The following is a 23,455-nucleotide window of genomic DNA, read 5'->3' on the forward strand; positions in this document are numbered from 1 at the left end:
GTGAGCGAAATGGTTGATATGACAAAAACTACCACTGAGAAAAAACTCACTCCGGGTGATATTCGTGGCGTGTTCATCCGTTCTAACCTGTTTCAGGGTTCATGGAACTTCGAACGTATGCAGGCGCTCGGCTTCTGCTTCTCCATGGTGCCGGCCATCAAACGCCTGTATCCGGAAAACAACGAAGCACGCCGTCAGGCAATTAAGCGTCACCTGGAATTCTTTAACACCCATCCTTATGTTGCGGCGCCTGTTCTGGGCGTGACGCTGGCAATGGAAGAGCAGCGTGCGAACGGGGCTGAAATCGACGATGGTGCCATCAACGGTATCAAAGTTGGTCTGATGGGGCCGCTGGCAGGCGTGGGTGACCCGATCTTCTGGGGTACCGTGCGTCCGGTCTTTGCGGCGCTGGGCGCCGGGATCGCCATGAGCGGCAGCCTGCTCGGTCCTCTGCTGTTCTTCATCCTGTTCAACGCGGTGCGTCTGCTGACCCGTTACTACGGCGTGGCGTACGGTTATCGTAAAGGGGTGGATATCGTTAAGGATATGGGCGGCGGCTTCCTGCAAAAACTGACTGAGGGGGCGTCAATCCTCGGCCTGTTTGTAATGGGGGCGCTGGTTAACAAGTGGACGCACGTGAACATCCCGCTGGTGGTATCGACGATCACTGGTCAGGATGGTCAGACGCGCGTTACCACCGTGCAGACGATTCTGGACCAGCTGATGCCGGGCCTGGTACCGCTGCTGTTAACCTTCGCCTGTATGTGGCTGCTGCGTAAGAAAGTGAACCCGCTGTGGATCATCGTTGGCTTCTTCGTCATCGGTATCGCGGGCTACGCCGTCGGCCTGCTGGGTCTGTAATAAAATGCGTTACCGACCGGGGGCTTGCCCCCGGTCTTTTTATCTGGAGGATGAATGACTGTCACGGACACCGTACTGGTTTTATTTATTGTTGCCCTTCTGGCTTACGCGATCTATGACGAGTTCATTATGCCTCGCCGCCACGGCGAGACGCTGCTGACCCTTCACCTCTTACGCCGTGGACGCATTGATGCGTTTATCTTCGCCGGTCTGGTAGTCATCCTGATTTACAATAATGTGACCAGCCACGGCGCAATATTAACCACATGGTTATTATGTGCGCTGGCATTAATGGCGATTTACCTGTTCTGGATCCGCTCGCCAAAACTCATTTTTAAAAAACACGGATTCTTCTTCGCCAATGTCTGGATAGAATATAACCGTATTAAAGAGATGAATTTATCCGAAGACGGGGTTCTGGTGATGCAATTAGAACAACGCCGCCTGCTCATCCGGGTCAAAAATATTGATGACCTGGAAAAGATCTACAAATTACTCGTTAAAACTCAATGAGTTAATATTATAGCATCGGCTATATATTGCATTATTCTTAAACCAGAAATATAGCCGATGCTATATCTCCTCTGTTAATTGCCTTATATTTGTTAACGATATTTTCACGCATAAATCTAAATGAAAATCGTTATCAATATAGTGGCTATATAAAGCCATCTTCGTTGTTGTTTTATATTCTCAAAATATGTTAAGGTTGCGCCCGTCGTTGGGGAGTAGCCGATTTCCTGCCTGCGGGAAATGTACGTGTCAACATACTCGTTGAAAAACGTGGCGCGTACGGATCGTTTTCAGCACACTTACTGTGTCAAAAGCGATCAGGCGAGACCATAGATACATCAACTGCTGTTTACTGGGGGCAGTGATGTGTCATATGGATATCCCCGGTCTGGACGCTCTTATGAATATCTCCGCTACGATCCTTCTGGCTTTTGGCATGTCCATGGACGCATTTGCCGCCTCTATTGGTAAAGGTGCCACCCTCCATAAACCTAAATTTTCCGACGCCCTGCGTACCGGTCTCATCTTTGGCGCTATCGAAACGCTGACGCCGCTTATCGGCTGGGGTCTGGGGATGCTCGCCAGCCAGTTCGTGCTGGAGTGGAATCACTGGATTGCTTTCGTGCTGCTGGTGTTCCTCGGCGGACGCATGGTGATTGAAGGCTTTCGTGGTAACGGCGATGAAGATGATGCGCCGCTGCAACGCCACGGCTTCTGGCTTCTGGTGACAACCGCCATCGCAACCAGCCTGGATGCAATGGCCGTGGGTGTCGGTCTGGCGTTTTTACAGGTCAATATTATCGCCACCGCGCTGGCGATTGGCTGCGCCACGCTGATCATGTCAACGCTGGGGATGATGGTGGGTCGGTTCATTGGCCCGCTGTTAGGCAAACGCGCCGAAATTCTGGGCGGTATCGTGTTGATCGGGATTGGTGCCCAAATCCTTTGGGCACACTTCGCGGGTTAACCTTCGCGCTGCCAGCAATGGATGCTGAAATCCGTCTGGCAGCGAAATTCTGTTTGCGCTGCCAGCGTTTCCCACACCTCTGGTTTTGCCCGCCACGCAAACGGCGTCATTTGCAGTAACGCCACCGCCTCACTTCCCTGCAACGTCATTTCATACGCTACCGACTGCGCCTGCTTTAACGCAAAGCCCGCCAGCTGTTCAGAGTGAGGCGCATGCAGGTGAACTTCATCATAGATCAGCCCTTTTAGCTCCAGCAGATGACGCGGCCCTGGCGTGACGGTGATAACCCAGCCACCGGGCTTAACGACGCGCGCCAGCTCCTCAGCCTTGCACGGCGCATAGATACGCACCACGGCGTCCATACTCGCTTCCTCAAACGGCAGGCGGTGGCTGGAGGCCACGCAGAACGTTACCGCTGAGTAGCGTTTTGCTGCCGCACGGATAGCCACTTTCGACACGTCCAGCCCGTAAGTTTCGGCGCCCTTCTCAGCCGCCACGTCAGCAAACGTGGCGGTGTAGTAACCTTCGCCGCAGCCGATATCCAGCATGGCGGATGCGCCTTCTGTCAGATATTCACGGAGTAAGACGGCAACGGCATCCCTGAGCGGTTGATAGTGCCCGGCATCGAGAAACGCCCGGCGCGCCTGCATCATCTCCGCGCTGTCACCCGGGTCCCGGGAGCGCTTGTACTGTACCGGCAGAAGATTTACATAGCCCTCTTTCGCCCGGTCAAACTGATGTCCCTGTGGACAGATAAACGTTTTCTCCGCGCGCGTCAGCGGCGCGTGGCAAAGGGGACAACTGAAAGACATGACAGCTCCAGGCGTAAACCAAAAGGCGAAGTGTACCGCTATTCGCCAGGGTTATAAACGGCTGGGTGACGCATCACGATCAGATGGTCAGAATCTGCCGGCAGCCCGTCTGGCTTCACGTTTTCCAGGCGCAGGACGTTACCCATAATTTCGCTGAACACGGGCGCAGAAACGGCCCCGCCATAGTAGGCACCATTTTGCGGATCGTTGATCACCACCACCAGCGCGAAACGGGGATCGCTGGCAGGCGCAACGCCTGCGGTATAGGCGACGTATTTATCCACATACTTACCATGTTCATCGATTTTTTTGGCCGTCCCGGTTTTTATCGCCACGCGATAGTTACGCACCGCCGCTTTGACTCCACCGCCGCCGGGTAACGCAACGCTCTCCATCATATGTTCCACCTCGTGAACAATTTCCTCGGGCATCACCCGCTTGCCAATCACCGGCGGGTCGATACGGGTAATGGACAGAGGCCGTTCAATGCCGTAGCTGCCGATGGTGGCATACACATGCGCCAGCTGGAGGGGGGTTACCATCAGGCCATACCCAAAGGCAAAGGTCGCCCGATCTAACTGACTCCAGAATTTTCGCTGCGGCAGTAAGCCTGCGCTTTCTCCCGTTAAACCAAGCCCGGTACTCTCGCCAAAACCAAAGTTTTTATAGGTATCCAGTAACCGTTGCACGGGCATCGCCAGCGAAAGACGGGATACGCCTGTGTCGCTGGATTTTTGCAAAATCCCGGTCATCGTCAGCTCGGGGTAGTAGCCCACATCACGAATACGATGACCATCAATGGTGTAGGGGTGCGTGTCTATCACGCTGTCAGGCTGTACCAGTCCCTGCTGTAGCGCCGTCATCAGCACCAGGGGCTTAACGGTAGAGCCAGGTTCAAAGGTGTCGCTGATCGCGCGATTGCGAAAATCATCCAGCGTTGCCCCTTCCCGGTTGTTGGGGTTGAAGTCAGGGAAGCTCGCCATCGCCAGAATTTCGCCCGTCCGGATATTAATCAGCACCGACGCGCCTGACTCGGCTTTGTTCCACGCCACGGCATTATCCAGCGCGTCTTCGGTGATAGTTTGCAGGCGTTCATCGATACTAAGCTGGATATTATGTGCAGGTACGGGAGCCACCTCCGTGAGGTTCTCAACCACATGCCCGTAGCGATCTTTCCTGACCAGCCGCACGCCTGCCTTCCCGGTAAGCTGCGTGTTAAAGCTTTTCTCGACGCCCTCAATGCCCTGACCATCAATATTGGTGAAGCCAATCAGGTTCGCCGCCACGTGCCCGGCAGGATAAAAGCGGCGGGACTCATCGCGAAGGTTGATGCCGGGGAGACGCAGCTTATCGATCCACTTTGCCTGGGCGGGATCAACCTGACGGGCCAGGTAAATAAATCGCCCGTGCGGGTTACTGTTAATTCGCGATGCGAGCGTGCTCAGAGAAAGGTGTAAGGCATTTGCCAGGGCCTGCCAGCGCGAGTCAAAACCGATCCCCCCTTTTTCCAGCACTGTTTTGGGATCGGCCCAGACGGCCTGGACGGGTACGCTCACCGCAAGGGGTCGCCCTTCACGGTCAACAATCATCCCACGCGGGGCGTCTATCGCCACTTCGCGCAGGGAGCGCATATCCTCCTGCTTCACCAGATTATCCGGTTTGATAATTTGTAGCCACGCTACGCGGCCCAGCAGAAACGCAAGGCTACAAAAGATGGCGAGACACAGAAGTGCAAAACGTGCCGGAGTAAAATTTCCGGTGGTGGTTATTGTCTTTTTTTTCACCTTAACCCCAGGGCTGTTAATCAACGCCCTGATTTAACGGGAAAAGCGGATAATAAGGCGGGAAAACAATGCTAATAATCTCGCGGGTTTGCAACAAGATAATAACAGAGGAGGATTACGTAATATTTTGAAAAATAAGCGAATAAAAAAGCCCCGCATCGGCGAGGCTTATGTCTGAGATCGAAGCGCTGAGCGCTTCAGTCAGCAGTGATTCGATCAGATAGCAGTTACGTTAACCGCAGCTGGGCCTTTCTGGCCATCCTGAATTTCGAACTCAACGTTCTGGCCTTCAGCCAGAGTTTTGAAGCCGTTACCCTGGATTGCAGAGAAGTGTACGAACACGTCTTTGCTGCCGTCAGCAGGAGTAATGAAACCAAAACCTTTAGACTCGTTGAACCACTTAACTTGACCTTTAATCTTTGCCATTTGCAAAATTCCTTAGAGTGTTTTCTTAGCCCGCAGGCTTTGACATAGATAAAACTGAGACATTACTGCTTGAGGCACTAATATAAGGTTCGGCAGAGAAGCGGTATTCAACGACAACGTGTTTACTCAGGACTTCTTTACTGAAAATGCCACACATAAACAGAACTGTACCTCGTTTGACCCAAAACGTGTTATCACACACAACGTTTAATATGGCAAGCCATTTTTAAACGTGTCTCGATCCGCCGCACAAATTCAGACGTTACTCCATAACAATCTGCACAGTTATGCGAATTGTTAAATGAAGCGCCACCTGACCTCACTGCCCGCAGGGTGCGTTGACGCGCCCTGTAATCAAAGACATTTTAAACATAGCTCAATCATTTCAAAGCGTCCATCCCAATCCCAGAATTTCTTTAAAGGAATGACTGAGTTAGAACATTTTGTGAAAAGTTATGCTGAAAACATTGCAACGCACCAACATGTGTCAGGGAATATACGATGTTAATTACATTTTGCTAACTGTATTAAAAACCACCATTTAATAAGTGTTATTCTGCACCAAAATAATGAAATTTTTATGACTCTGCCTCAAAACAAGGCAAGCAAAACGTTTCGATAAAAATAAAACACTTCAGGAAAGATAAAGCACACTATTTATTCAACGAAACTGAATTTGTTAAATAAGGATAAATATTCGCCAGTTTTCAGTGTGCTAAAACATGAGTTAACTGCTGCTTAATTAAATGCAGGGATGTTGTGGGATGCATTTGATAAGGGAGGGGATTTACGCCGTACGTCAGGCCACCTCCCCGCTCCGGGCAGACTATCGTTCAGCTACCAGGCGAATGAAGTCTTCCTCGTCTTGTTGTTGAGCAACAGCGTCCTTCGGTACCGCTTTCTCCTCCGGCTCGTTGGCTTCGCACAAACGACGCAGCAGTGCAGTCTGCCGTTTCTGCTGATCGAGCAATGCTTCCAGCAGCTCAATCTGTTCGTTTGTGCGGGAGCTGGCGCGGTTAACGAAAAACCACAGCACCAGCCCAACGACCAGCACCACCAAAGACATTACCAGGGATGCAATGCTCAGCAGCCCCGAATTCAGTAACTCACCCATTTCACCACCTCAGTAAAAACCGCTATTTTACCACTGCCGCCGCGTAAGGACATCACTCAGCGTAAAAATGGTCTCTACCAGGGGATAAACTTATTGATTGAACAAATGCCGCTAAAGAACTGTACATCCTGATCGCACATCACATTGATAGTCTGCGTCCACAGCACCACGCATGCTATCAACACTATAATCAGAATTACCCAGCGTATTTTTTTCACTCCACACTCCGTCTTATGACCTGATACAGCCAGGTTATCACGGTTATCTTAAACAGGGGCTAACTGTACCTTCAACAGACGCTTTTCGGAATCATGCACTTGTTTCACTGCGTAAAGCCGTTACGCTTACTCTATGACAACAAAGAAAAAAGAGGCAACGATGCGTTTACTTATTCGTACAGTAATTGTACTGGCCATTGTCTGGATCGGCCTGTTATTAAGTGGGTACGGCGTATTAATGGGGAGCAAAGAAAATGCCGCGGGTCTGGGTATCCAGTGTAAATATCTTACCGCCCAGGGGATAAGCACGGCTCAGTACATCCATTCCGACAGCGGGATCATCGGGTTAACCAACTGTCCTGTGCTGCGTAAATCATCTGTTGTGGTTGATAACGGTTAATCAGCGCTGAACTTCGCTTACAGAAACGCCGCAAAAGTGCGGCGTTTTTATTGGTGGCGTCGATCAGAACGGATAATCGTTATAGCCCATCTGCTCTGAAATTTTGCGCGCTGCGGTATGCAGAATCGCCACATATTCATGAAGACGCTCTTCAGAGAAACGCAGCGTTGGGAACGAAATGCTCAGGCCCGCAATGACAACGCCGAAGCGGTCAAACACCGGCACACCGATGCAACGCAGCCCCTCTTCCTGCTCTTCGTTATCTTCCCCGTAACCCTGCTCACGCACTTTATCCAGCACGCTCAGCAGTTCTTCCGTACTGGTAATCGTGCGGTCGGTGCTGCGTTTGTACTCCACCCCGTCAAGGATTTGCTTCACCTCTTCGCGATCGCGCCAGGCCAGCAGTACTTTACCAATTGCGGTGCTGTACAGCGGGTTACGACGACCAATGCGTGAATACATGCGCAGGTTGTACATGGAGTCAATTTTGTGGATGTAAACAATGCTGTCTTCATCCAGCGCACCGAGGTGAATTGTCTCTTTCGTCAGTCGTGAAAGTTCACGCATCTGAATGTCAGCGCTGCGGATCAGATCCACGTTCTGCAAGGCACGGGCGCCCAGTTCAAACAGTTTCAGGGTCAGAGAATATTTTTCTGATTCTCCTTCCTGCGCGACATAACCCAATGATTTCATCGTCTGCAAAAAGCGATAAACGGTGCTTTTCGACATCATCACACGCTGCGACAACTCTGTAATACCAATTTCACGCTCTTCTCCGAGCGCCTGCAAGATGCCAAACACCTTCAGCACGGAAGAAACAGAATCTGGCTGCTTATCCAAATCTGCGATTGCCATTTATCACCTCATGGAGAGTGTTTTATAAAAATCAGAACCGGTTTTTATTATAAATTCGTGTGATGCGTGCTGCAATCTATCTGGGTTTACTTCGTTACAAATCTGCGACATAAAACCGAAATAACGATGCTAAAATAGTTACTCTGAAAATAATTTCACGCTGAGTCATTCTTTCCCCATGCAAAAAAACGTTTCTGATGGCCTGCCCTTACCGCAGCGGTACGGGGCAATTGCCACTATTGTCATCGGTATTTCGATGGCTGTCCTTGACGGTGCGATTGCCAACGTGGCTCTTCCTACCATTGCCAAAGACCTTAATGCTTCGCCGGCAAGCTCCATCTGGATTGTGAACGCGTACCAGATAGCGATTGTGATTTCCCTTCTGTCACTCTCTTTCCTGGGCGATATGTTTGGTTATCGCCGGGTTTACCAGTGCGGGCTGGTGGTCTTTACCCTCACCTCGCTCTTCTGTGCCCTTTCAGATTCACTGCACACCCTTACGCTGGCGCGTATCGCGCAGGGCTTTGGCGGCGCGGCGCTAATGAGCGTGAACACGGCCCTGATACGGCTTATTTATCCTCAACGCCACCTGGGGCGCGGCATGGGCATTAACTCCTTTATTGTGGCCGTGTCGTCCGCTGCCGGCCCAACGATTGCCGCCGCCATCCTGTCCGTTGCCTCGTGGCAGTGGCTGTTTGCCATTAACGTGCCGCTGGGCATTGTGGCGATCTTCTTCGCCCTGCGCTATCTTCCGGAAAATGGTCCGAAAAGCACCATGCCACGTTTCGATCTGCCCAGCGCCGTGATGAACGCGCTGACTTTTGGCCTGCTGATTACCGCGCTGAGCGGATTTGCGCAGGGACAGTCTCTGTCGCTCATTGCCGCAGAAATCGTTGCCATGCTTATCATCGGCTTTTTCTTTGTACGACGTCAGCTGGCGCTGCCCGTGCCGTTACTGCCGGTGGATTTGCTGCGTATTCCGCTGTTTTCGCTATCCATTTGTACCTCCATTTGCTCGTTCTGCGCCCAGATGCTGGCGCTGGTTGCGCTGCCGTTCTTTTTGCAGAGCGTGATTGGCCGTTCGGAAGTGGAGACAGGCTTGCTGCTCACGCCCTGGCCGCTGGCAACCATGGTGATGGCCCCGCTGGCCGGTTACCTTATTGAGCGCGTCCATGCCGGGCTTCTGGGGGCGATTGGGCTGGTTGTCATGGCGGTGGGACTGTTTTCGCTGGCGCTCCTGCCCGCCTCGCCGGGGGATCTGGATATTATCTGGCGCATGATCCTGTGCGGGGCCGGTTTTGGTCTGTTCCAGTCCCCTAATAACCACACGATTATCACCTCTGCCCCACGTCATCGCAGCGGTGGCGCCAGCGGGATGCTGGGCACGGCAAGACTGTTAGGGCAAAGCACCGGGGCCGCACTGGTGGCGTTGATGTTTAACCTTTCCGGGCAGAATGCGACACACGTTGCGCTGATTACCGCAGGGACCCTGGCGACCCTCGCGGCTGTCATTAGCGGCCTTCGCGTCACCCAGCCAAAGGCGCAGGCATAAAAAAACCGGGCGGAGAATGGCTCCAGCCCGGTTCTTTTCAACCCGATTACGTTACTTCAGGTATTCGCCGCTACGCAGCGCTTCAATACGTTTATCCAGCGGCGGGTGAGACATAAACAGCTCGCTCAGCGACTTTGATTTGCCGTTGATGCAGAAGGCCATCATGCTGTTTGCTTCCTGCGGCTCGTAGCTGGTTTTAAGACGTTGCAGCGCAGCAATCATCTTTTCACGACCCACCAGTTTCGCGGAACCGGCATCCGCGTGGAACTCACGATGACGGGAGAACCACATGGTAATGATGCTTGCCAGGATACCGAACACCAGCTCCAGCACCATTGAAACAGCAAAATAGATCAGCGGGTTGCCGTTGCTCTCTTCACCCTCATCACGGTTGCCACCCATAAACCCGGCAGCAATCTGTGCCAGAATACGAGAAATAAAGATAACGAAGGTGTTCACCACCCCCTGGATCAGGGTCATGGTGACCATATCGCCATTGGCGATATGGCTGATCTCGTGAGCAATAACCGCTTCCGCTTCGTCACGGCTCATGTTTTGCAGCAGGCCGGTACTGACGGCCACCAGGGACGCGTCACGACGCGCACCGGTAGCAAACGCGTTAATATCCGGCGCGTGGTAGATGGCTACCTGCGGCATGGCAATGCCCGCCTGCTTTGACTGCTGAGCAACCGTGCTCATCAGCCACTGCTCCATATCGTTACGCGGTTGCTCAATAACTTCACCGCCCACGGATTTCAGTGCCATCCACCTGGACATCAGCAGTGAAATGAAAGAGCCACCGAAACCAAACAGCAGCGCCATAATCAACAGACCCTGAACGCTGCTCGACTGAATTCCCGTCAGGCTTAGCACCAGCCCGAATACCACCATCACCGCCAGGTTGGTGAGCAGGAAGAGCGCGATTCGCATCATAATATTCTTTTAACCTCAGTTTAACAAAACGCACTATGCGATTACCCACATCGTATGGGTATTACGACTATTTTCAAGCATCCAGACGGCGTAAGTCACCAGAAAGACACAACTTTACACAATTGGAAATCTGCCTGACGGAAGGAGGAGGTACATAAAGAAACAGGCACAATTTCTTGTGCCTGTTGGGGGATTATTTTGTCGGAGCAGGTTGCAGGGCGGGTTTCTCTTTTTCCAGCTTCGCGAGATCAAGCGCGATATGCACCGTCTCGTCCAGATACGGATCGGGCTCCTGGTAATCCTTAGGCAGATCGTCCAGTTTTTTGAGCAGAGGCTTGCCTTCACGTTTGAAGCGATCGTTGATACGCGCCAGACGTGTCGCGTCATCTTCATTGTTCTCTTTCTCACGCTGGGCGTAGTTCAGAGACACAATGTTCCGTTTCGCTTTCAAAGCGTTGAAACGCGCGATGTCCTTCATGATGTACTGGAATTCCGGATCCTTCCCGATGCGATCGTTGTGATTTTTCAGCAGTTCCGGTCCGAACTGTTTCATATCACCCGATTTCACGAATGTCGCGGCATCAATGCTATCCCACGGCAGCGCGTTATCTTCAAACTTCTCGCCCGTTTCCGTCTCTTCGGTACCTGTCGGCATCATGATATCCGGCGTCACGCCTTTGCGCTGCGTACTGCCGCCGTTGACGCGGTAAAACTTCTGAATGGTGTACTGTACTGAGCCCAGCGCAGGCCACTCAGGGCGCAGCATCTGGTCGTAAATACGGTTCAGAGAGCGGTACTGCTGAACGGTGCCCTTGCCAAACGTCGGTTCGCCGACGATTAATGCCCGGCCGTAATCCTGCATGGCAGCAGCGAAGATTTCCGATGCAGAGGCGCTGAAGCGATCGACAAGCACCACCAGCGGACCCTTATAGTAGACCACACCATCGGTATCGGCATCTTCACGCACTTTACCGTTGTTATCGCGCACCTGTACCACCGGGCCAGACGGGATAAACAGCCCGGAAAGCGAGACGGCCTCGGTCAACGCCCCGCCGCCGTTGCTGCGCAGGTCAATGATCACGCTGCTGACATTCTGCTTTTCAAGCTTCTGGAGCTGCACTTTCACATCATCGGTCAGGCCGACGTAGAAACCTGGGATATCCAGAACGCCAACCTTCTCTTTACCCACGGTTTTCACCGACATTTTCACCGCGCGATCTTCCAGACGGATACGCTCACGGGTGAGAGTAACGATACGGGTTTTAGTCCCCTTACCGGCTGGCAGGATCTCCAGGCGAACTTTGCTGCCCTTCGGCCCTTTGATCAGCGCAACAACGTCATCAAGACGCCAGCCAATCACGTCCACCATGCTCTTTCCGGTTTGACCCACACCGACAATACGGTCGCCTACGCTGATCGCTTTGCTTTTCGACGCAGGGCCACCGGCCACCATGGAGTTGATTACGGTGTAATCATCGTCCATCTGAAGCACAGCACCGATACCTTCCAGAGACAGGCTCATTTCGGTATTGAACTGTTCGGTGTTACGTGGAGAGAGATAATTAGTGTGCGGATCAATTTCATGCGCAAACGCGGTCATCGCCAGCGAGAAAACATCTTCACTGTTGGTCTGCGCCAGACGACGAATAGCGAATTTGTATCGACGATTTAACGTCTCACGGATCTCTTTCTCGTCTTTGCCTGTAAGCTTGAGGCTCAGTTCGTCATATTTGACTTTTCCGTCCCACAGCGCATTCAGTTCAGCCTCGTCTTTCGGCCATGGCGCTTTGCTGCGGTCCAGATTAAAGGTGTCGTTGCCGGTGAAGTCCATCGGACGTTCCAGCACTTTCAGCGCGTATTGATAACGCTCAAAACGGCGCTTTTGCGATAAGTTGTACAGATCGTAGAACAGATCGAGCTTTCCGGAGCGCAGCTCATCACCCACTTCGGATTTGCGTTTAGCGAACTGTTCGACATCGCTGGCCAGCAGTACGTTATGGCTGTAATCCAGCAAGTTCAGATAACGGTCAAAGATTTTGGCCGAAAAGGCCTGATCGAGATCGAACTGACGATAGTGCGAACGAGTAAAGCGCGACGTCACGCGCTCACTCACCGTCCCGTGCTGAGTCTCTTCCTTGAGCACCGGAATTTGATCAACACGCGTAATATCGTCCACAGCGAAAGCGTGGCCTGTTATAGCAAACAGGCCAGCCAGCGCGGTGAGCTTAAAAAAAGTGTTCATGCCAGGCTCGGCCTCCGTTTCAGAACAACAAGTGTTCTGCGCGTACTATCATTGACATACCAGAAGTCAGCTGTACACGAACGCCGTCTTTGGTGATTTCCAGTACGGTGGCGTCCATCGCATTGTTACCCGCTTTGACCTTCAGAGTCTGACCGACGCTCAGTGCGTTAATGTCAGAAACTGGGGTATGGCGCGGCTCTTCGCGCGGCGCACGTGGGGCTTTAGCTGCGGGTTTGTCAGCACGCGGTTTGCGATCGTTATTTTCAGTACGACGCGGTGCCGGGCGCGGTTTACGCTCGCGACGAGGGGCGTCTTCCTGACCGTTTGCCGCTGCGGCTTCGCGTTTTTTCGCCTGCTGTTCCGCACGCTGTGCCTGCACGCGAGCTTTGGCTTCTTCAAGCTGCTTACGCGCATGTTCTACGTGTTGCTCGTCCAGCTCACCGCACGGGTTGCCGTCAAGGTCGACACGGGTCGCACCCGGCTTGATACCGTACAGGTAACGCCAGCTCGAGGTATAAAGGCGCAAGGCAGAACGAAGCTGCGTTTTGCTGAGGTTCATCTCCCCCTCAACGCGCGCGACCAGATCCTGAAAGATACCGACTTTCAGAGGACGCGCTTCACCTTCAGCGCTGAAGCACTGCGGGAAACGCTCGGCCAGAAATGCGATAACTTCTTTACTGCTATTCAACTTAGGTTGATTTTCCATGAAATTTCCTGATTACAACGGACGTTGCCAACAAGCGCAGGCATGAACAGGCGACATTATAATGACGCTATCAGTAAATGCTACGTTATCCGTTGATTATCCTGCGACGCTCGCAAAGAATTTAAGATAATCGGTCTCTGCCAGAACATTTTCCAGGTTTGCGGCCAATGCGCGCAGCCCCTGCTCATCCTCGGCAGTAAAGCGGCTGAAGACCGTGCTGTCGATATCCAGAACGCCAATAATCTGATTTTTAACCATCAGCGGCAGTACGATTTCAGAATTGCTGCTGGCATCGCAGGCAATGTGGCCGTCAAACGCATGAACATCTTCGACACGCTGAACCTGACGGGTCGCCACTGCGGTACCGCACACGCCACGACCTACCGGGATGCGTACGCAGGCGAGTTTACCCTGGAAAGGCCCCAGCACCAGCGTGTCACCTTCCAGCAGATAAAAGCCCGCCCAGTTCACGTCAGAAAGGCGTTCGAACAGTAACGCACTGGTATTTGCCAGAGTGGCTAAGAAACTGGTTTCCCCTGCCATTAATGCCTTAAAATCGCGATTCAGATCCGCGTAGAATTCTGTTTTGTTCATTATTCAACCACTTAGTTATCTTACATAGTTACCGCATAGCCTATTAAAATAAGCATTAAATGCGCTCATGCTCAAGATGAATCCGTTCATGAGTTATTATAACTTTCAACAATACTAATCTGTGTGCGACTGATGGCCCTAAAAACACCCCAAATTACGCCGACACGAAAGATCGTTGTCCGTACGGTAAGCCAGGCTCTGCCCCGTGCACATTATCAGCGTTGTCCCCAGTGCGATACGCTTTTTATGTTGCCGAAGATGAAATCGCACCAAAGTGCTTTTTGTCCATGCTGCGATGCCAAAATCCGCGATGGCCGGGACTGGTCATTGACGCGTCTGGCGGCAATGGCGGTCACCATGCTACTGCTGATGCCCTTCGCCTGGACCGAGCCGCTGTTAAAGCTCTACATGCTTGGCGTGCGTATTGACGCTAACGTGTTGCAGGGGATCTGGCAGATGACGCGCCAGGGCGATCCGCTTACGGCCGCCATGGTGCTGTTCTGCGTCGTCGGCGCGCCGTTGGTGCTGGTCGCGGCAATTGCCTACCTGTGGTTTGGCAACATTCTGGGGATGAACCTGCGCCCTGTCCTGCTCATGCTGGAAAAGCTCAAGGAGTGGGTGATGCTGGACATCTATCTGGTAGGCATTGGCGTGGCCTCCATCAAGGTGCAGGATTATGCGTTTTTACAACCCGGCATTGGCCTTTTCGCGTTTATTTCACTGGTCCTGCTGAGTATTTTGACTCTGATTCATCTGAATGTTGAACAGCTTTGGGAGCGATTTTACCCGCAGCGCCCCGCGACCCGGCCTGATGAAAACCTGCGCGTCTGCCTGGGCTGCCATTACACCGGTTTTCCGGATAAACGCGGGAGATGCCCACGCTGCCACATTCCGTTAAGATTGCGACGCAACAACAGCCTGCAAAAGTGCTGGGCGGCGCTAATCGCCTCCCTGGTATTTTTGTTCCCGGCCAACATGCTGCCGATCTCCGTAATTTATGTGAACGGCGCCCGTCAGGAAGATACTATCCTTTCGGGGATTATCTCTCTTGCGCACAGTAACGTGGGGGTCGCCGCCATTGTTTTCATCGCCAGTATTCTGGTGCCCTTTACCAAAGTGGTGGTGATGTTTACGCTGCTTATCAGCATTCACTTTAAATGCGAACAAGGACTACGCACCCGCATCCTGCTTCTGCGATTTGTGACCTGGATTGGTCGCTGGTCGATGTTGGATCTGTTCGTGATTTCGCTGATGATGTCGCTCATCAATCGCGATCAGTTACTTGCTTTTACCATGGGACCCGCAGCTTTTTATTTCGGCTCTGCGGTGATATTGACTATTCTTGCAGTGGAATGGCTGGACAGCCGCTTACTTTGGGACGCACATGAGTCAGGAAACGCCCGCTTCTCCGACTGAAGCGAGAATTAAAACAAAACGCCGCATTTCGCCATTCTGGTTGCTGCCTGTCATCGCGCTGATGATCGCAGGCTGGCTTATCTGGACGAGCTATGAAGATCGCGGAAGTACCATCACGATTGATTTCCAGTCTGCGGACGGCATTGTCGCCGGACGTACCCCCGTTCGCTTCCAGGGGGTGGAAGTGGGTACCGTGCAGGATATTTCCCTTGGCAAAGGGCTGAACAAAATCCAGGTCCGGGCGAGCATTAAGTCTGATATGCAGGATGCCCTGCGTGCCGAAACGCAGTTCTGGCTGGTCACGCCTAAAGCCTCCCTGGCCGGCGTTTCCGGGCTGGATGCGCTTGTGGGCGGTAACTATATCGGCATGATGCCCGGCAAAGGTGAGCCACAGGATCACTTTGTTGCGCTGGATACCCAGCCGAAATATCGGCTGGATAACGGCGATTTGATGATCCATCTCCGCGCGCCGGATTTGGGCTCGCTGAACAGTGGTTCTCTGGTCTATTTCCGCAAAATTCCGGTAGGCCGCGTTTACGACTACGCCATTAACCCGAACAAAGATGGCGTGACCATTGATGTACTCATCGAGCGCCGTTTTACCAACCTGGTGAAAAAAGGCAGCCGCTTCTGGAACGTCTCAGGCGTCGATGCCGACCTGAGCTTAAGCGGTGCGAAAGTGAAGCTTGAGAGCCTGGCGGCGCTGGTGAATGGCGCTATCGCCTTTGACTCACCTGCTAACTCCAGCCCTGCCGCCGCAGAAGATACCTTTGGCCTGTACGCCGACCTGGCGCACAGCCAGCGCGGTGTCATCGTCAAGCTGACCCTGCCGGATGCCAAAGGCCTTAAAGCCGGTTCGACCCCGCTGATGTACCAGGGTTTAGAGGTCGGGCAACTGACAAAATTAACCCTCAATGCGGGCGGTTCCGTTACCGGCGAAATGACGGTGGATCCGAGCGTGGTGGATCTCCTGCGGGAAAAAACGCGCATTGAACTGCGTAATCCGAAGCTCTCCCTCAGCGACGCCAGCATCAGCTCTCTGCTGACGGGAAGCACCTTTGAGCTGATCCCCGGCGAAGGTGCGCCGAACAAAAACTTTGTTATCGCGCCGGCGGATAAAGCCCTGCTGCAAAAACCCGGCGTGTTGACGGTTACGCTGAATGCACCGGAAAGCTACGGTATTGAAGCCGGGCAACCGCTGATCCTGCACGGTGTGCAGGTGGGCCAGGTCCTCGAACGTAAGCTTTCGGAAAAAGGGGTCTCCTTCTCCGCCGCCATCGATCCGCAGTACGGCAACCTGGTCCACGGCGACAGTAAATTTGTGGTTAACAGTCGGGTCGACGTGAAGGTGGGTCTGGACGGGGTTGAGTTCCTCGGCGCCAGCGCCAGTGAGTGGGTTAACGGCGGGATCCGCATTCTGCCGGGCAGCAAAGGTGCGCTGCGCGAAAGCTATCCGCTGTTCGCCAATCTGGACAAAGCCATTGAAAATAGCCTCGGCGACCTGCCAACCACCACGCTGACCTTAAGCGCTGAAACGCTGCCGGATGTCCAGGCGGGCTCCGTCGTGCTTTACCGTAAGTTTGAGGTGGGGGAAGTGATCACCGTTCGTCCTCGTGCGGACGCGTTTGATATCGAACTGCATATCAAGCCGGAGTACCGCAAGCTGCTCACGCCAAACAGCGTGTTCTGGGCTGAGGGTGGCGCGAAAGTGCAGCTCAACGGCAGCGGGCTGACCGTACAGGCATCGCCTCTCTCCCGTGCCCTGCGCGGTGCGATCAGCTTCGATAACCTGAGCGGCGCCGGCGGCAACATGCGTAAAGGTGACAAGCGGATCCTCTTCCCGTCCGAAACCGCGGCGCGCGCGGTCGGGGGCCAGATTACCCTGCACACCTTTGATGCCGGTAAACTGGCAGAAGGCATGCCCATCCGCTATCTCGGCATTGATATCGGGCAGGTCCAGAAGCTGACGCTGATCACCGCGCGCAACGAAGTGCAGGCGACCGCCGTGCTTTATCCGGAATATGTGCAGACGTTCGCCCGGGCAGGCTCGCGCTTCTCGGTAGTTACGCCGCAAATTTCTGCCGCAGGGGTTGAGCATCTCGATACCATACTTCAGCCGTACATTAACGTTGAACCGGGTCGCGGCAACGCACGTCGTGAATTTGAGTTGCAGGAGGCCACCATCACCGACTCCCGTTATCTGGACGGTCTGAGCATTGTGGTTGAAGTGCCGGAAGCCGGTTCGCTGGGCATCGGTACGCCGGTCCTGTTCCGCGGCATTGAAGTAGGGACAGTAACAAGCCTGACGCTGGGTAATCTGTCCGATCGCGTGATGGTCGGCCTGCGCATCAGCCAGCGTTATCAGCATCTGGTGCGCAACAACTCGGTGTTCTGGCTCGCTTCAGGCTACTCGCTGGACTTCGGCCTGACCGGTGGCGTGGTCAAAACGGGGACCTTTAATCAGTTCATTCGCGGCGGCATTGCCTTCGCGACGCCGCCTGGCACGCCTCTGGCGCCTAAGGCGCAGGCAGGTAAACACTTCCTGCTGCTGGAAAGTGAACCGAAAGAGTGGCGCGAATGGGGAACGGCGCTGCCGCGTTAATCTCGCAGGCTCCGGTGTCAACGCGCCGGAGCCTTTATGTTACACTGCGCACCTGAATGTTTCCCTGTGGTGTGCCCGTGGCTCAAAACTCCGTATTTCTTCCCGAACAATTCCTCGCACAGATGCGCGAGGCGCTTCCAGCTCATCTCTCTTTCGACGATTTCGTCGCCGCCTGCCAGCGCCCTTTGCGCCGGAGTATTCGCGTCAATACGCTGAAAATCAGCGTCGGGGCGTTTCTGGATCTCGTCTCCCCCTACGGCTGGCAATTAACGCCGGTGCCGTGGTGTGAAGAGGGGTTCTGGATCGAACGGGATGACGAGGAGAGCCTGCCGCTTGGCAGCACCGCCGAACACCTGAGCGGGCTGTTTTATATTCAGGAAGCCAGCTCCATGCTGCCGGTTGCCGCGCTGTTTGCCGACGGGAACCAGCCTGAGCGGGTTATGGATGTCGCGGCAGCGCCGGGCTCTAAAACCACGCAGATTGCCGCCCGGATGAACAACCGCGGCGCGATCCTCGCCAACGAATTTTCCGCCAGCCGCGTTAAAGTCCTGCATGCCAATATCAGCCGCTGCGGGATCCACAACGTCGCGTTAACGCACTTCGACGGTCGCGTGTTTGGCGCTGCCCTGCCGGAAGCCTTTGATGCCATCCTGCTCGACGCGCCCTGCTCCGGCGAAGGCGTGGTGCGTAAAGATCCTGATGCGTTAAAAAACTGGTCCGTTGAAAGCAACCTGGAGATCGCCGCCACGCAGCGCGAACTGATCGACAGCGCGTTTCATGCCCTGCGCCCAGGCGGGACGCTGGTTTACTCTACCTGCACGCTGAATCGCGATGAAAACGAGGACGTCTGCCTGTGGCTCAAGCAACGCTATGTGGATGCCGTCGAGTTTCTGCCGCTGGACACCCTCTTCGACTCGGCCAGTCATGCGGCCACGCCTGAAGGCTTCCTGCATGTCTTCCCGCAGATTTACGATTGCGAAGGCTTCTTTGTTGCCCGTCTGCGTAAAACCCGCGCCGTCGATCCCTTGCCTGCCCCTAAGTTTAAGGTCGGCAACTTCCCGTTCACGCCGGTCGAAGGCCGTGAGGCGGCACAGGCGCAAGCGGCTGCGAGCAAAGTCGGCCTGCACTGGGATGAGAGCCTGCGCCTCTGGATGCGTGACAAAGAGCTGTGGCTGTTCCCGGTCAACATCGAACCGCTGATTGGTAAGGTGCGTTTCTCCCGCCTCGGTATTCGCCTGGCGGAGATCCACAACAAAGGCTATCGCTGGCAGCACGAAGCGGTCATTGCGCTGGCCGGCAGTGAGAACACCTTTGCCCTGACGCATCAGGAAGCGGAAGAGTGGTATCGCGGTCGTGACGTTTACCCGGAAGACGGCCCGTCACAGGATGAAGTCATCGTGACGTATCAGGGTTATCCGCTGGGGCTGGCGAAAAAAGTCGGCTCGCGGCTGAAAAACAGCTATCCGCGCGAACTGGTACGCGATGGCCGTCTGTTTACCGGTAACAACCGCAGCGCCTGAAAAAAAGCGCATTTTTTTACTGGCGATTTCGCTCTCCTTGTCTAGGATCAAAAATGGGTGACTGCACTGGTCATACCAGATTTTGGGCAACAAACCGGAGAGCATTATGACGAAAACCAGCGTACGCATTGGCGCTTTTGAAATCGACGACGCTGAATTGCGCGGCGAATCACAAGGCGAACGAACGTTAAGTATTCCCTGCAAATCCGATCCGGATTTGTGCATGCAGCTGGACGCCTGGGATGCAGATACCAGCGTCCCGGCGATCCTTGATGGGGAACATTCCGTTCTGTACCGTGAGCATTACGACAGTAAAACCGATGCCTGGGTCTTGCGTCTTGCCTGACCCAAAGAGAACCCGCCCGAAGGCGGGTTATTTATTACTGAAGCTGCGCCAGCGTCAGAAAGCCCCCGAATACTGCCCCCGTATCAATGTAGTGCAGATTGTTAAAATCGTAGCGTTTGTCCACAGGCGTATGTCCAAACCAGAAGTGATCCGCGCCGCTAATGCCCTGCCCTTTGCCCACCATAAAGCCCATTAACCGGTCGCGATCCCACAGCACGCGCTGGGCATCCACCGGCTTATGCCAGCCATATTCGGCGGAGGGATAATCCGCATGAGCAATCACGTTCAGACCGTTTTTGCAGGTTATTTCAATAATGTGCGGTAAGTCCCGACACGCATCGAGTAAACCCTTCGCCTGTTTTTGTTGAGCGTCCTTAAGCCCGGTATACCAGTTACCGCCATTTATCGACCAGAGACTAAAATCATTATTTTCAAGCGCATCTAACGCCATTTGCTCGTGATTACCGCGTACCGCATAAAACCAGTTTTCCTGCATCAGCTGTAAACATTTTACGCTGTCAGGCCCGCGATCGATAATATCCCCCACCGAGATCAGCAGATCCGTATCAGGATTAAAATGCCGTCGTTTCAGCTCATCTATAAGCCACTGATAGCAACCATGAATATCGCTGACAACCCAGACATGACGCCAGTGTTCTCCCTCTATTTTCTGATACATAACGCCTCCTGTAAGAAGTATAGCTGCCACAGAAAATGTCATGAGCTGGCGTTGGATTTTGCGAATCCAAACAAACCATAAACCAGCCGGAAATAAAGATCGCTGCGCTATTAATCCCTTATTCCCTGGCCTTTAAAATAGAGCGGAATAAAAAGAGGGATTTTCACGTGTCAAACATACACCTGCAAAACGATGTTTTTTATCCGCATCGCACAAATATTATTTCTGAACTGGTGAGAGGAAAACGCGTTCCCGGCCCAATCTGGCACAAACGTGATTACCGGTTAAAGTTCCTACTGCGCTCGCTTTTATTCTGGTCCTCCACCCATCGCATGCTGGAGGCATTATCCGGGCGCGATGATTTCGACAGGCTGCTCGCCTCTCAAATTACCTTGCCGAGCAAAACTCACCGCCAGTATCTGATGCGCGGCCTGAACTCAAACGACCGGGCCGATGCTATCGTCAGCCACTATCAGTGGATTGATAGTCTGAAAAACATCGCCCTCGCCCACGCGCTGACCAGCCCGCAAGAGGTGCCGGTTGTCCGGTTCGAGGCAAAAAACGGCGAAATCTATACCGTCCACGCCTCGTCCGCAGGTAAGGCCGAACGCGAAGGCGAAAGCACGCTTTGGCTGCACGACAATGACAATACGCTGCTTGCCAGCCTGACGTTCTGTGTCGCACGCAGTAACGGCCGTATGGTGCTGGTGATCGGCGGCCTCCAGGGTCCACGTCGTCATGTTTCACGGGAGGTGATTAAGCAGGCTACCCGTGCCTGCCATGGTCTTTTCCCGAAACGCGTGCTGATGGAGGTGATCTTCCAGCTTGCCTCACGCTCGAACATCAGCGCGATTTTTGCCGTCAGCGATGAAGGCCATGTTTTCCGCGCGCTGCGCTACCGTCTGAGCAAAGGCCGTCATTTTCACGCCAGCTACGACGAGTTCTGGGAAGGCCTGAACGGAAAGAAACTCTCCCCCTTCTGCTGGCAGATGCCGCTCCAGATGGAGCGTAAAGCGCTGGAGGAGATTGCCAGCAAAAAACGCGCCGAATACCGTCGCCGCTTTGCGTTACTTGATGATATTGCGGCTTGCGTACAGGCGCGCATTGATCCCGCAGTCGTCTCAGGCAAAAAACAAACAAAAATTTAACAAAACAGCCAAAAAGGACTGGACTTACGCCTGCCGGGTTGTGGTATGTTTGAGGCAGGCGCACAGGAAGTGAACCTTCTGCTGAGACGAAAACCGGATTTTATCGTTTATTTTCAATCAGATAAAAAGAGACCGAATACGATTCCTGTTTCCGCTTCAACCAGTCCTTTTTGAATTTATTCAAACACTTACATATCAGAAACCCGTTTTTAACGGGTTTCAATGCTTACCAATACATCCATTCAAGATCAAACCGTTGCCATCTTTTTCGAGTGGGCGACGAGTGAACTTCGGGATCGCTTCGATCCGAAATCTCCCCAACTTTGCGTAGCTCCTTCCAGTTTCGAAACACGCAGCTTTACGCCCTCCCATACCATCAGCATAATCCCCACCGATCCGATTGTAAGACTTAACCAGCGCGCGCTACTTTTTCTCCCTGCCCTATACTTTCAGTCTTACTGACTGGAGGTTTCTATGTGTGGACGTTTTGCACAAGCCCAAACCCGTGAAGAATATCTGGCATATCTGGCCGATGAAGCCGATCGTGGCATAGCTTATGACCCGGAACCTATTGGCCGATTCAACGTCGCACCCGGTACCAAGGTCCTGCTACTGAGCGAACGCGACGAGCAGCTGCACCTAGATCCGGTTTTCTGGGGCTACGCACCTGGATGGTGGGGCAAACCGCCATTGATTAACGCGCGTGTAGAAACCGCAGCCACCAGCAGAATGTTCAAGCCTCTCTGGCAGCATGGCCGGGCGATCTGTTTTGCCGATGGGTGGTTCGAATGGAAGAAAGAAGGCGACAAGAAACAACCCTACTTCATTCACCGGGCCGACGGGCAGCCGATATTCATGGCGGCGATCGGCAGCACGCCATTTGAACGCGGCGATGAAGCAGAGGGCTTCCTGATTGTGACATCTGCTGCTGACAAAGGACTGGTCGATATTCACGACCGCCGGCCACTGGTTCTGTCGCCGGAAGCTGCAAGGGAATGGATGCGCCAGGACGTAGGCGGGAATGAAGCTGAGGAGATCATTGCCGACGGGACAGTGCCCGCCGACAAGTTTATCTGGCATGCCGTTACGCGCGCCGTTGGCAATGTGAAGAACTAGGGGCCGGAGCTGGTCGAGCCGCTTTCTTGAGACTGGTAATCATATCGGCAATCCGTCGTCTAATGCGCGGTTGATGAAGAACGTCACTCGGCCAAGAACTTCGACCTCTTGCAGTGCGTTTCCTTCTATTGCCTCTCCATCATCTGTAATGAGCGACTTTCCCATCAACTTGGCAAACTGCGTATGACCATCGCAAAGTATAAGCAGCACATCCCCGGGCGCGCATTTGGCTGCTGGCTCAATGACTGCAAATCCTGAATCAGTTTCAAGCACCCTACTTTCTGCGCCGATGTTGCAAATCACCTCGGGTGAAAGTTGGCGCTCGACATAATCGCTTGCAGGTGATGCAAATCCCATTACTGGACCCTCCCCATGTTACGCAGGATCCAGTATCTGTTATCGCTACCGTCTGTCGTCTTGTCAGCAAAGTCTTTTTGGTATCGCTTTATCCAGGCATTCGCTTCTTCGCGCGTGTAGTGCCAGTTGAACTCCCGCAATTTCTCTACGAATGCGTCTGTGGTCAGGTAACGATACCCCTTGGGGTTTAACTCTATGGCCGCAACAAACGCGGCATGAATGTCTGCTGTGCGTGGCATAATCACCTCACAAAATAACTGTATGCATATACAGTATCGTCAAATATGAGGGTCG

Annotated in this window: 24 protein-coding genes, 1 pseudogene and 1 riboswitch; of the genes and pseudogenes, 11 read left to right on the top strand and 14 right to left on the bottom strand. The window is 53.5% G+C overall.

Features of this window, described 5'->3' with window-relative positions:
- The first annotated feature begins 9 nt into the window (after positions 1–9).
- From RS584_RS12305 to mntP, 3 genes are all read left to right on the top strand, one after another.
- Positions 10–861, top strand: a complete 852-nt coding sequence (locus RS584_RS12305; protein ID WP_006810994.1) for a PTS mannose transporter subunit IID — start codon at positions 10–12, stop codon at positions 859–861.
- 54 nt (positions 862–915) lie between these two features.
- Complete coding sequence (locus tag RS584_RS12310; protein ID WP_315747966.1) at positions 916–1,374, top strand: DUF986 family protein; 459 nt, start codon at positions 916–918, stop codon at positions 1,372–1,374.
- A gap of 198 nt (positions 1,375–1,572) precedes the next feature.
- Positions 1,573–1,773, top strand: a riboswitch (yybP-ykoY riboswitch).
- Position 1,774: 1 nt separating this feature from the next.
- Complete coding sequence (gene mntP / locus RS584_RS12315) at positions 1,775–2,341, top strand: manganese efflux pump MntP (RefSeq protein ID WP_023296797.1); 567 nt, start codon at positions 1,775–1,777, stop codon at positions 2,339–2,341.
- Here mntP and rlmA read toward each other — a convergent pair.
- The 6 genes and pseudogenes from rlmA to mgrB form a co-directional block, all read right to left on the bottom strand.
- Positions 2,338–3,153 carry a 23S rRNA (guanine(745)-N(1))-methyltransferase gene (gene rlmA / locus RS584_RS12320; RefSeq protein ID WP_315747967.1) on the bottom strand — a complete coding sequence of 272 codons (816 nt, stop codon included), beginning with the start codon at positions 3,151–3,153 and terminating at the stop codon, positions 2,338–2,340. The two genes, mntP and rlmA, sit on opposite strands and share 4 nt — an antisense overlap.
- 38 nt (positions 3,154–3,191) lie before the next feature.
- On the bottom strand, positions 3,192–4,937 hold the full coding sequence (gene ftsI / locus RS584_RS12325) for a peptidoglycan glycosyltransferase FtsI (protein ID WP_032648589.1): 1,746 nt from the start codon (positions 4,935–4,937) through the stop codon (positions 3,192–3,194).
- 216 nt (positions 4,938–5,153) lie between these two features.
- Positions 5,154–5,363: a transcription antiterminator/RNA stability regulator CspE gene (gene cspE / locus RS584_RS12330; protein WP_001062678.1), complete on the bottom strand. Its 210-nt coding sequence runs from the start codon at positions 5,361–5,363 to the stop codon at positions 5,154–5,156.
- 12 nt (positions 5,364–5,375) lie between these two features.
- Positions 5,376–5,520 (bottom strand): annotated as a pseudogene (locus tag RS584_RS12335) (DUF2627 domain-containing protein).
- Between the two features lie 669 nt (positions 5,521–6,189).
- Complete coding sequence (locus tag RS584_RS12340; RefSeq protein ID WP_017693259.1) at positions 6,190–6,477, bottom strand: YebO family protein; 288 nt, start codon at positions 6,475–6,477, stop codon at positions 6,190–6,192.
- A 74-nt stretch (positions 6,478–6,551) separates the two neighbouring features.
- Positions 6,552–6,695, bottom strand: a complete 144-nt coding sequence (mgrB, locus tag RS584_RS12345) for a PhoP/PhoQ regulator MgrB (RefSeq protein ID WP_003859906.1) — start codon at positions 6,693–6,695, stop codon at positions 6,552–6,554.
- Between the two features lie 160 nt (positions 6,696–6,855).
- Between mgrB and RS584_RS12350 the strand changes: the two genes are divergently transcribed.
- Entirely contained in the window at positions 6,856–7,095 is a 240-nt protein-coding gene (locus RS584_RS12350) for a YobH family protein (protein ID WP_017384332.1), read from the top strand.
- Positions 7,096–7,158: 63 nt separating this feature from the next.
- Here RS584_RS12350 and kdgR read toward each other — a convergent pair whose 3' ends face one another.
- On the bottom strand, positions 7,159–7,950 hold the full coding sequence (gene kdgR, locus RS584_RS12355; RefSeq protein WP_015570299.1) for a DNA-binding transcriptional regulator KdgR: 792 nt from the start codon (positions 7,948–7,950) through the stop codon (positions 7,159–7,161).
- A 178-nt stretch (positions 7,951–8,128) separates the two neighbouring features.
- Here kdgR and RS584_RS12360 point away from each other — a divergent pair, with 178 nt between their 5' ends.
- On the top strand, positions 8,129–9,502 hold the full coding sequence (locus RS584_RS12360) for an MFS transporter (RefSeq protein ID WP_017693257.1): 1,374 nt from the start codon (positions 8,129–8,131) through the stop codon (positions 9,500–9,502).
- A 51-nt stretch (positions 9,503–9,553) separates the two neighbouring features.
- Here RS584_RS12360 and htpX read toward each other — a convergent pair whose 3' ends face one another.
- From htpX to RS584_RS12380, 4 genes are all read right to left on the bottom strand, one after another.
- The gene (htpX, locus tag RS584_RS12365) at positions 9,554–10,435 is read right to left on the bottom strand and encodes a protease HtpX (RefSeq protein WP_015570297.1); all 882 of its coding nucleotides are present in this window, start codon (positions 10,433–10,435) and stop codon (positions 9,554–9,556) included.
- A gap of 193 nt (positions 10,436–10,628) precedes the next feature.
- Entirely contained in the window at positions 10,629–12,677 is a 2,049-nt protein-coding gene (prc, locus tag RS584_RS12370; protein WP_039270564.1) for a carboxy terminal-processing peptidase, read from the bottom strand.
- Positions 12,678–12,696: 19 nt separating this feature from the next.
- The gene (gene proQ, locus RS584_RS12375; protein WP_315747968.1) at positions 12,697–13,383 is read right to left on the bottom strand and encodes an RNA chaperone ProQ; all 687 of its coding nucleotides are present in this window, start codon (positions 13,381–13,383) and stop codon (positions 12,697–12,699) included.
- A 96-nt stretch (positions 13,384–13,479) separates the two neighbouring features.
- Positions 13,480–13,977 (bottom strand): GAF domain-containing protein, encoded by a 498-nt coding sequence (locus tag RS584_RS12380; RefSeq protein ID WP_315747969.1) that lies wholly within the window; start codon positions 13,975–13,977, stop codon positions 13,480–13,482.
- Positions 13,978–14,109: 132 nt separating this feature from the next.
- Here RS584_RS12380 and yebS point away from each other — a divergent pair, with 132 nt between their 5' ends.
- From yebS to RS584_RS12400, 4 genes are all read left to right on the top strand, one after another.
- Positions 14,110–15,393 (top strand): membrane integrity lipid transport subunit YebS, encoded by a 1,284-nt coding sequence (gene yebS / locus RS584_RS12385; protein WP_193042397.1) that lies wholly within the window; start codon positions 14,110–14,112, stop codon positions 15,391–15,393.
- The gene (locus tag RS584_RS12390) at positions 15,362–17,995 is read left to right on the top strand and encodes a PqiB family protein (RefSeq protein WP_193042396.1); all 2,634 of its coding nucleotides are present in this window, start codon (positions 15,362–15,364) and stop codon (positions 17,993–17,995) included. Before yebS ends, RS584_RS12390 begins: the two co-directional genes overlap by 32 nt.
- Before the next feature lie 56 nt (positions 17,996–18,051).
- Positions 18,052–19,515 (top strand): 16S rRNA (cytosine(1407)-C(5))-methyltransferase RsmF, encoded by a 1,464-nt coding sequence (rsmF, locus tag RS584_RS12395; RefSeq protein WP_410493075.1) that lies wholly within the window; start codon positions 18,052–18,054, stop codon positions 19,513–19,515.
- 106 nt (positions 19,516–19,621) lie between these two features.
- Complete coding sequence (locus tag RS584_RS12400) at positions 19,622–19,861, top strand: YebV family protein (RefSeq protein ID WP_003859885.1); 240 nt, start codon at positions 19,622–19,624, stop codon at positions 19,859–19,861.
- A 34-nt stretch (positions 19,862–19,895) separates the two neighbouring features.
- Here RS584_RS12400 and pphA read toward each other — a convergent pair whose 3' ends face one another.
- Positions 19,896–20,540 carry a protein-serine/threonine phosphatase gene (gene pphA, locus RS584_RS12405; RefSeq protein WP_060460316.1) on the bottom strand — a complete coding sequence of 215 codons (645 nt, stop codon included), beginning with the start codon at positions 20,538–20,540 and terminating at the stop codon, positions 19,896–19,898.
- Between the two features lie 167 nt (positions 20,541–20,707).
- On the opposite strand from pphA, the gene RS584_RS12410 reads away from it, so the two are divergent.
- Together RS584_RS12410 and RS584_RS12415 are read left to right on the top strand one after the other, a co-directional pair.
- Positions 20,708–21,688 (top strand): VirK/YbjX family protein, encoded by a 981-nt coding sequence (locus tag RS584_RS12410; protein ID WP_060460315.1) that lies wholly within the window; start codon positions 20,708–20,710, stop codon positions 21,686–21,688.
- 474 nt (positions 21,689–22,162) lie between these two features.
- Complete coding sequence (locus tag RS584_RS12415) at positions 22,163–22,804, top strand: SOS response-associated peptidase (protein WP_315747971.1); 642 nt, start codon at positions 22,163–22,165, stop codon at positions 22,802–22,804.
- A 39-nt stretch (positions 22,805–22,843) separates the two neighbouring features.
- Here the strand turns inward: RS584_RS12415 and RS584_RS12420 are convergent, their stop codons facing one another.
- Positions 22,844–23,161, bottom strand: coding sequence for a hypothetical protein (locus tag RS584_RS12420; RefSeq protein WP_315747972.1), 318 nt, complete (start codon positions 23,159–23,161; stop codon positions 22,844–22,846).
- A complete protein-coding gene (locus RS584_RS12425) occupies positions 23,161–23,400 on the bottom strand; it encodes a hypothetical protein (protein WP_315747973.1) in 240 nt (79 codons plus the stop codon). The genes RS584_RS12420 and RS584_RS12425 overlap by 1 nt, the downstream gene beginning before the upstream one ends.
- Positions 23,401–23,455: the final 55 nt, after the last annotated feature.

The sequence above is a fragment of the Enterobacter sp. DTU_2021_1002640_1_SI_PRY_ASU_LCPMC_013 genome, assembly GCF_032389435.1.
In the GTDB taxonomy this organism is placed as follows: Bacteria; Pseudomonadota; Gammaproteobacteria; order Enterobacterales; family Enterobacteriaceae; genus Enterobacter; species Enterobacter hormaechei_C.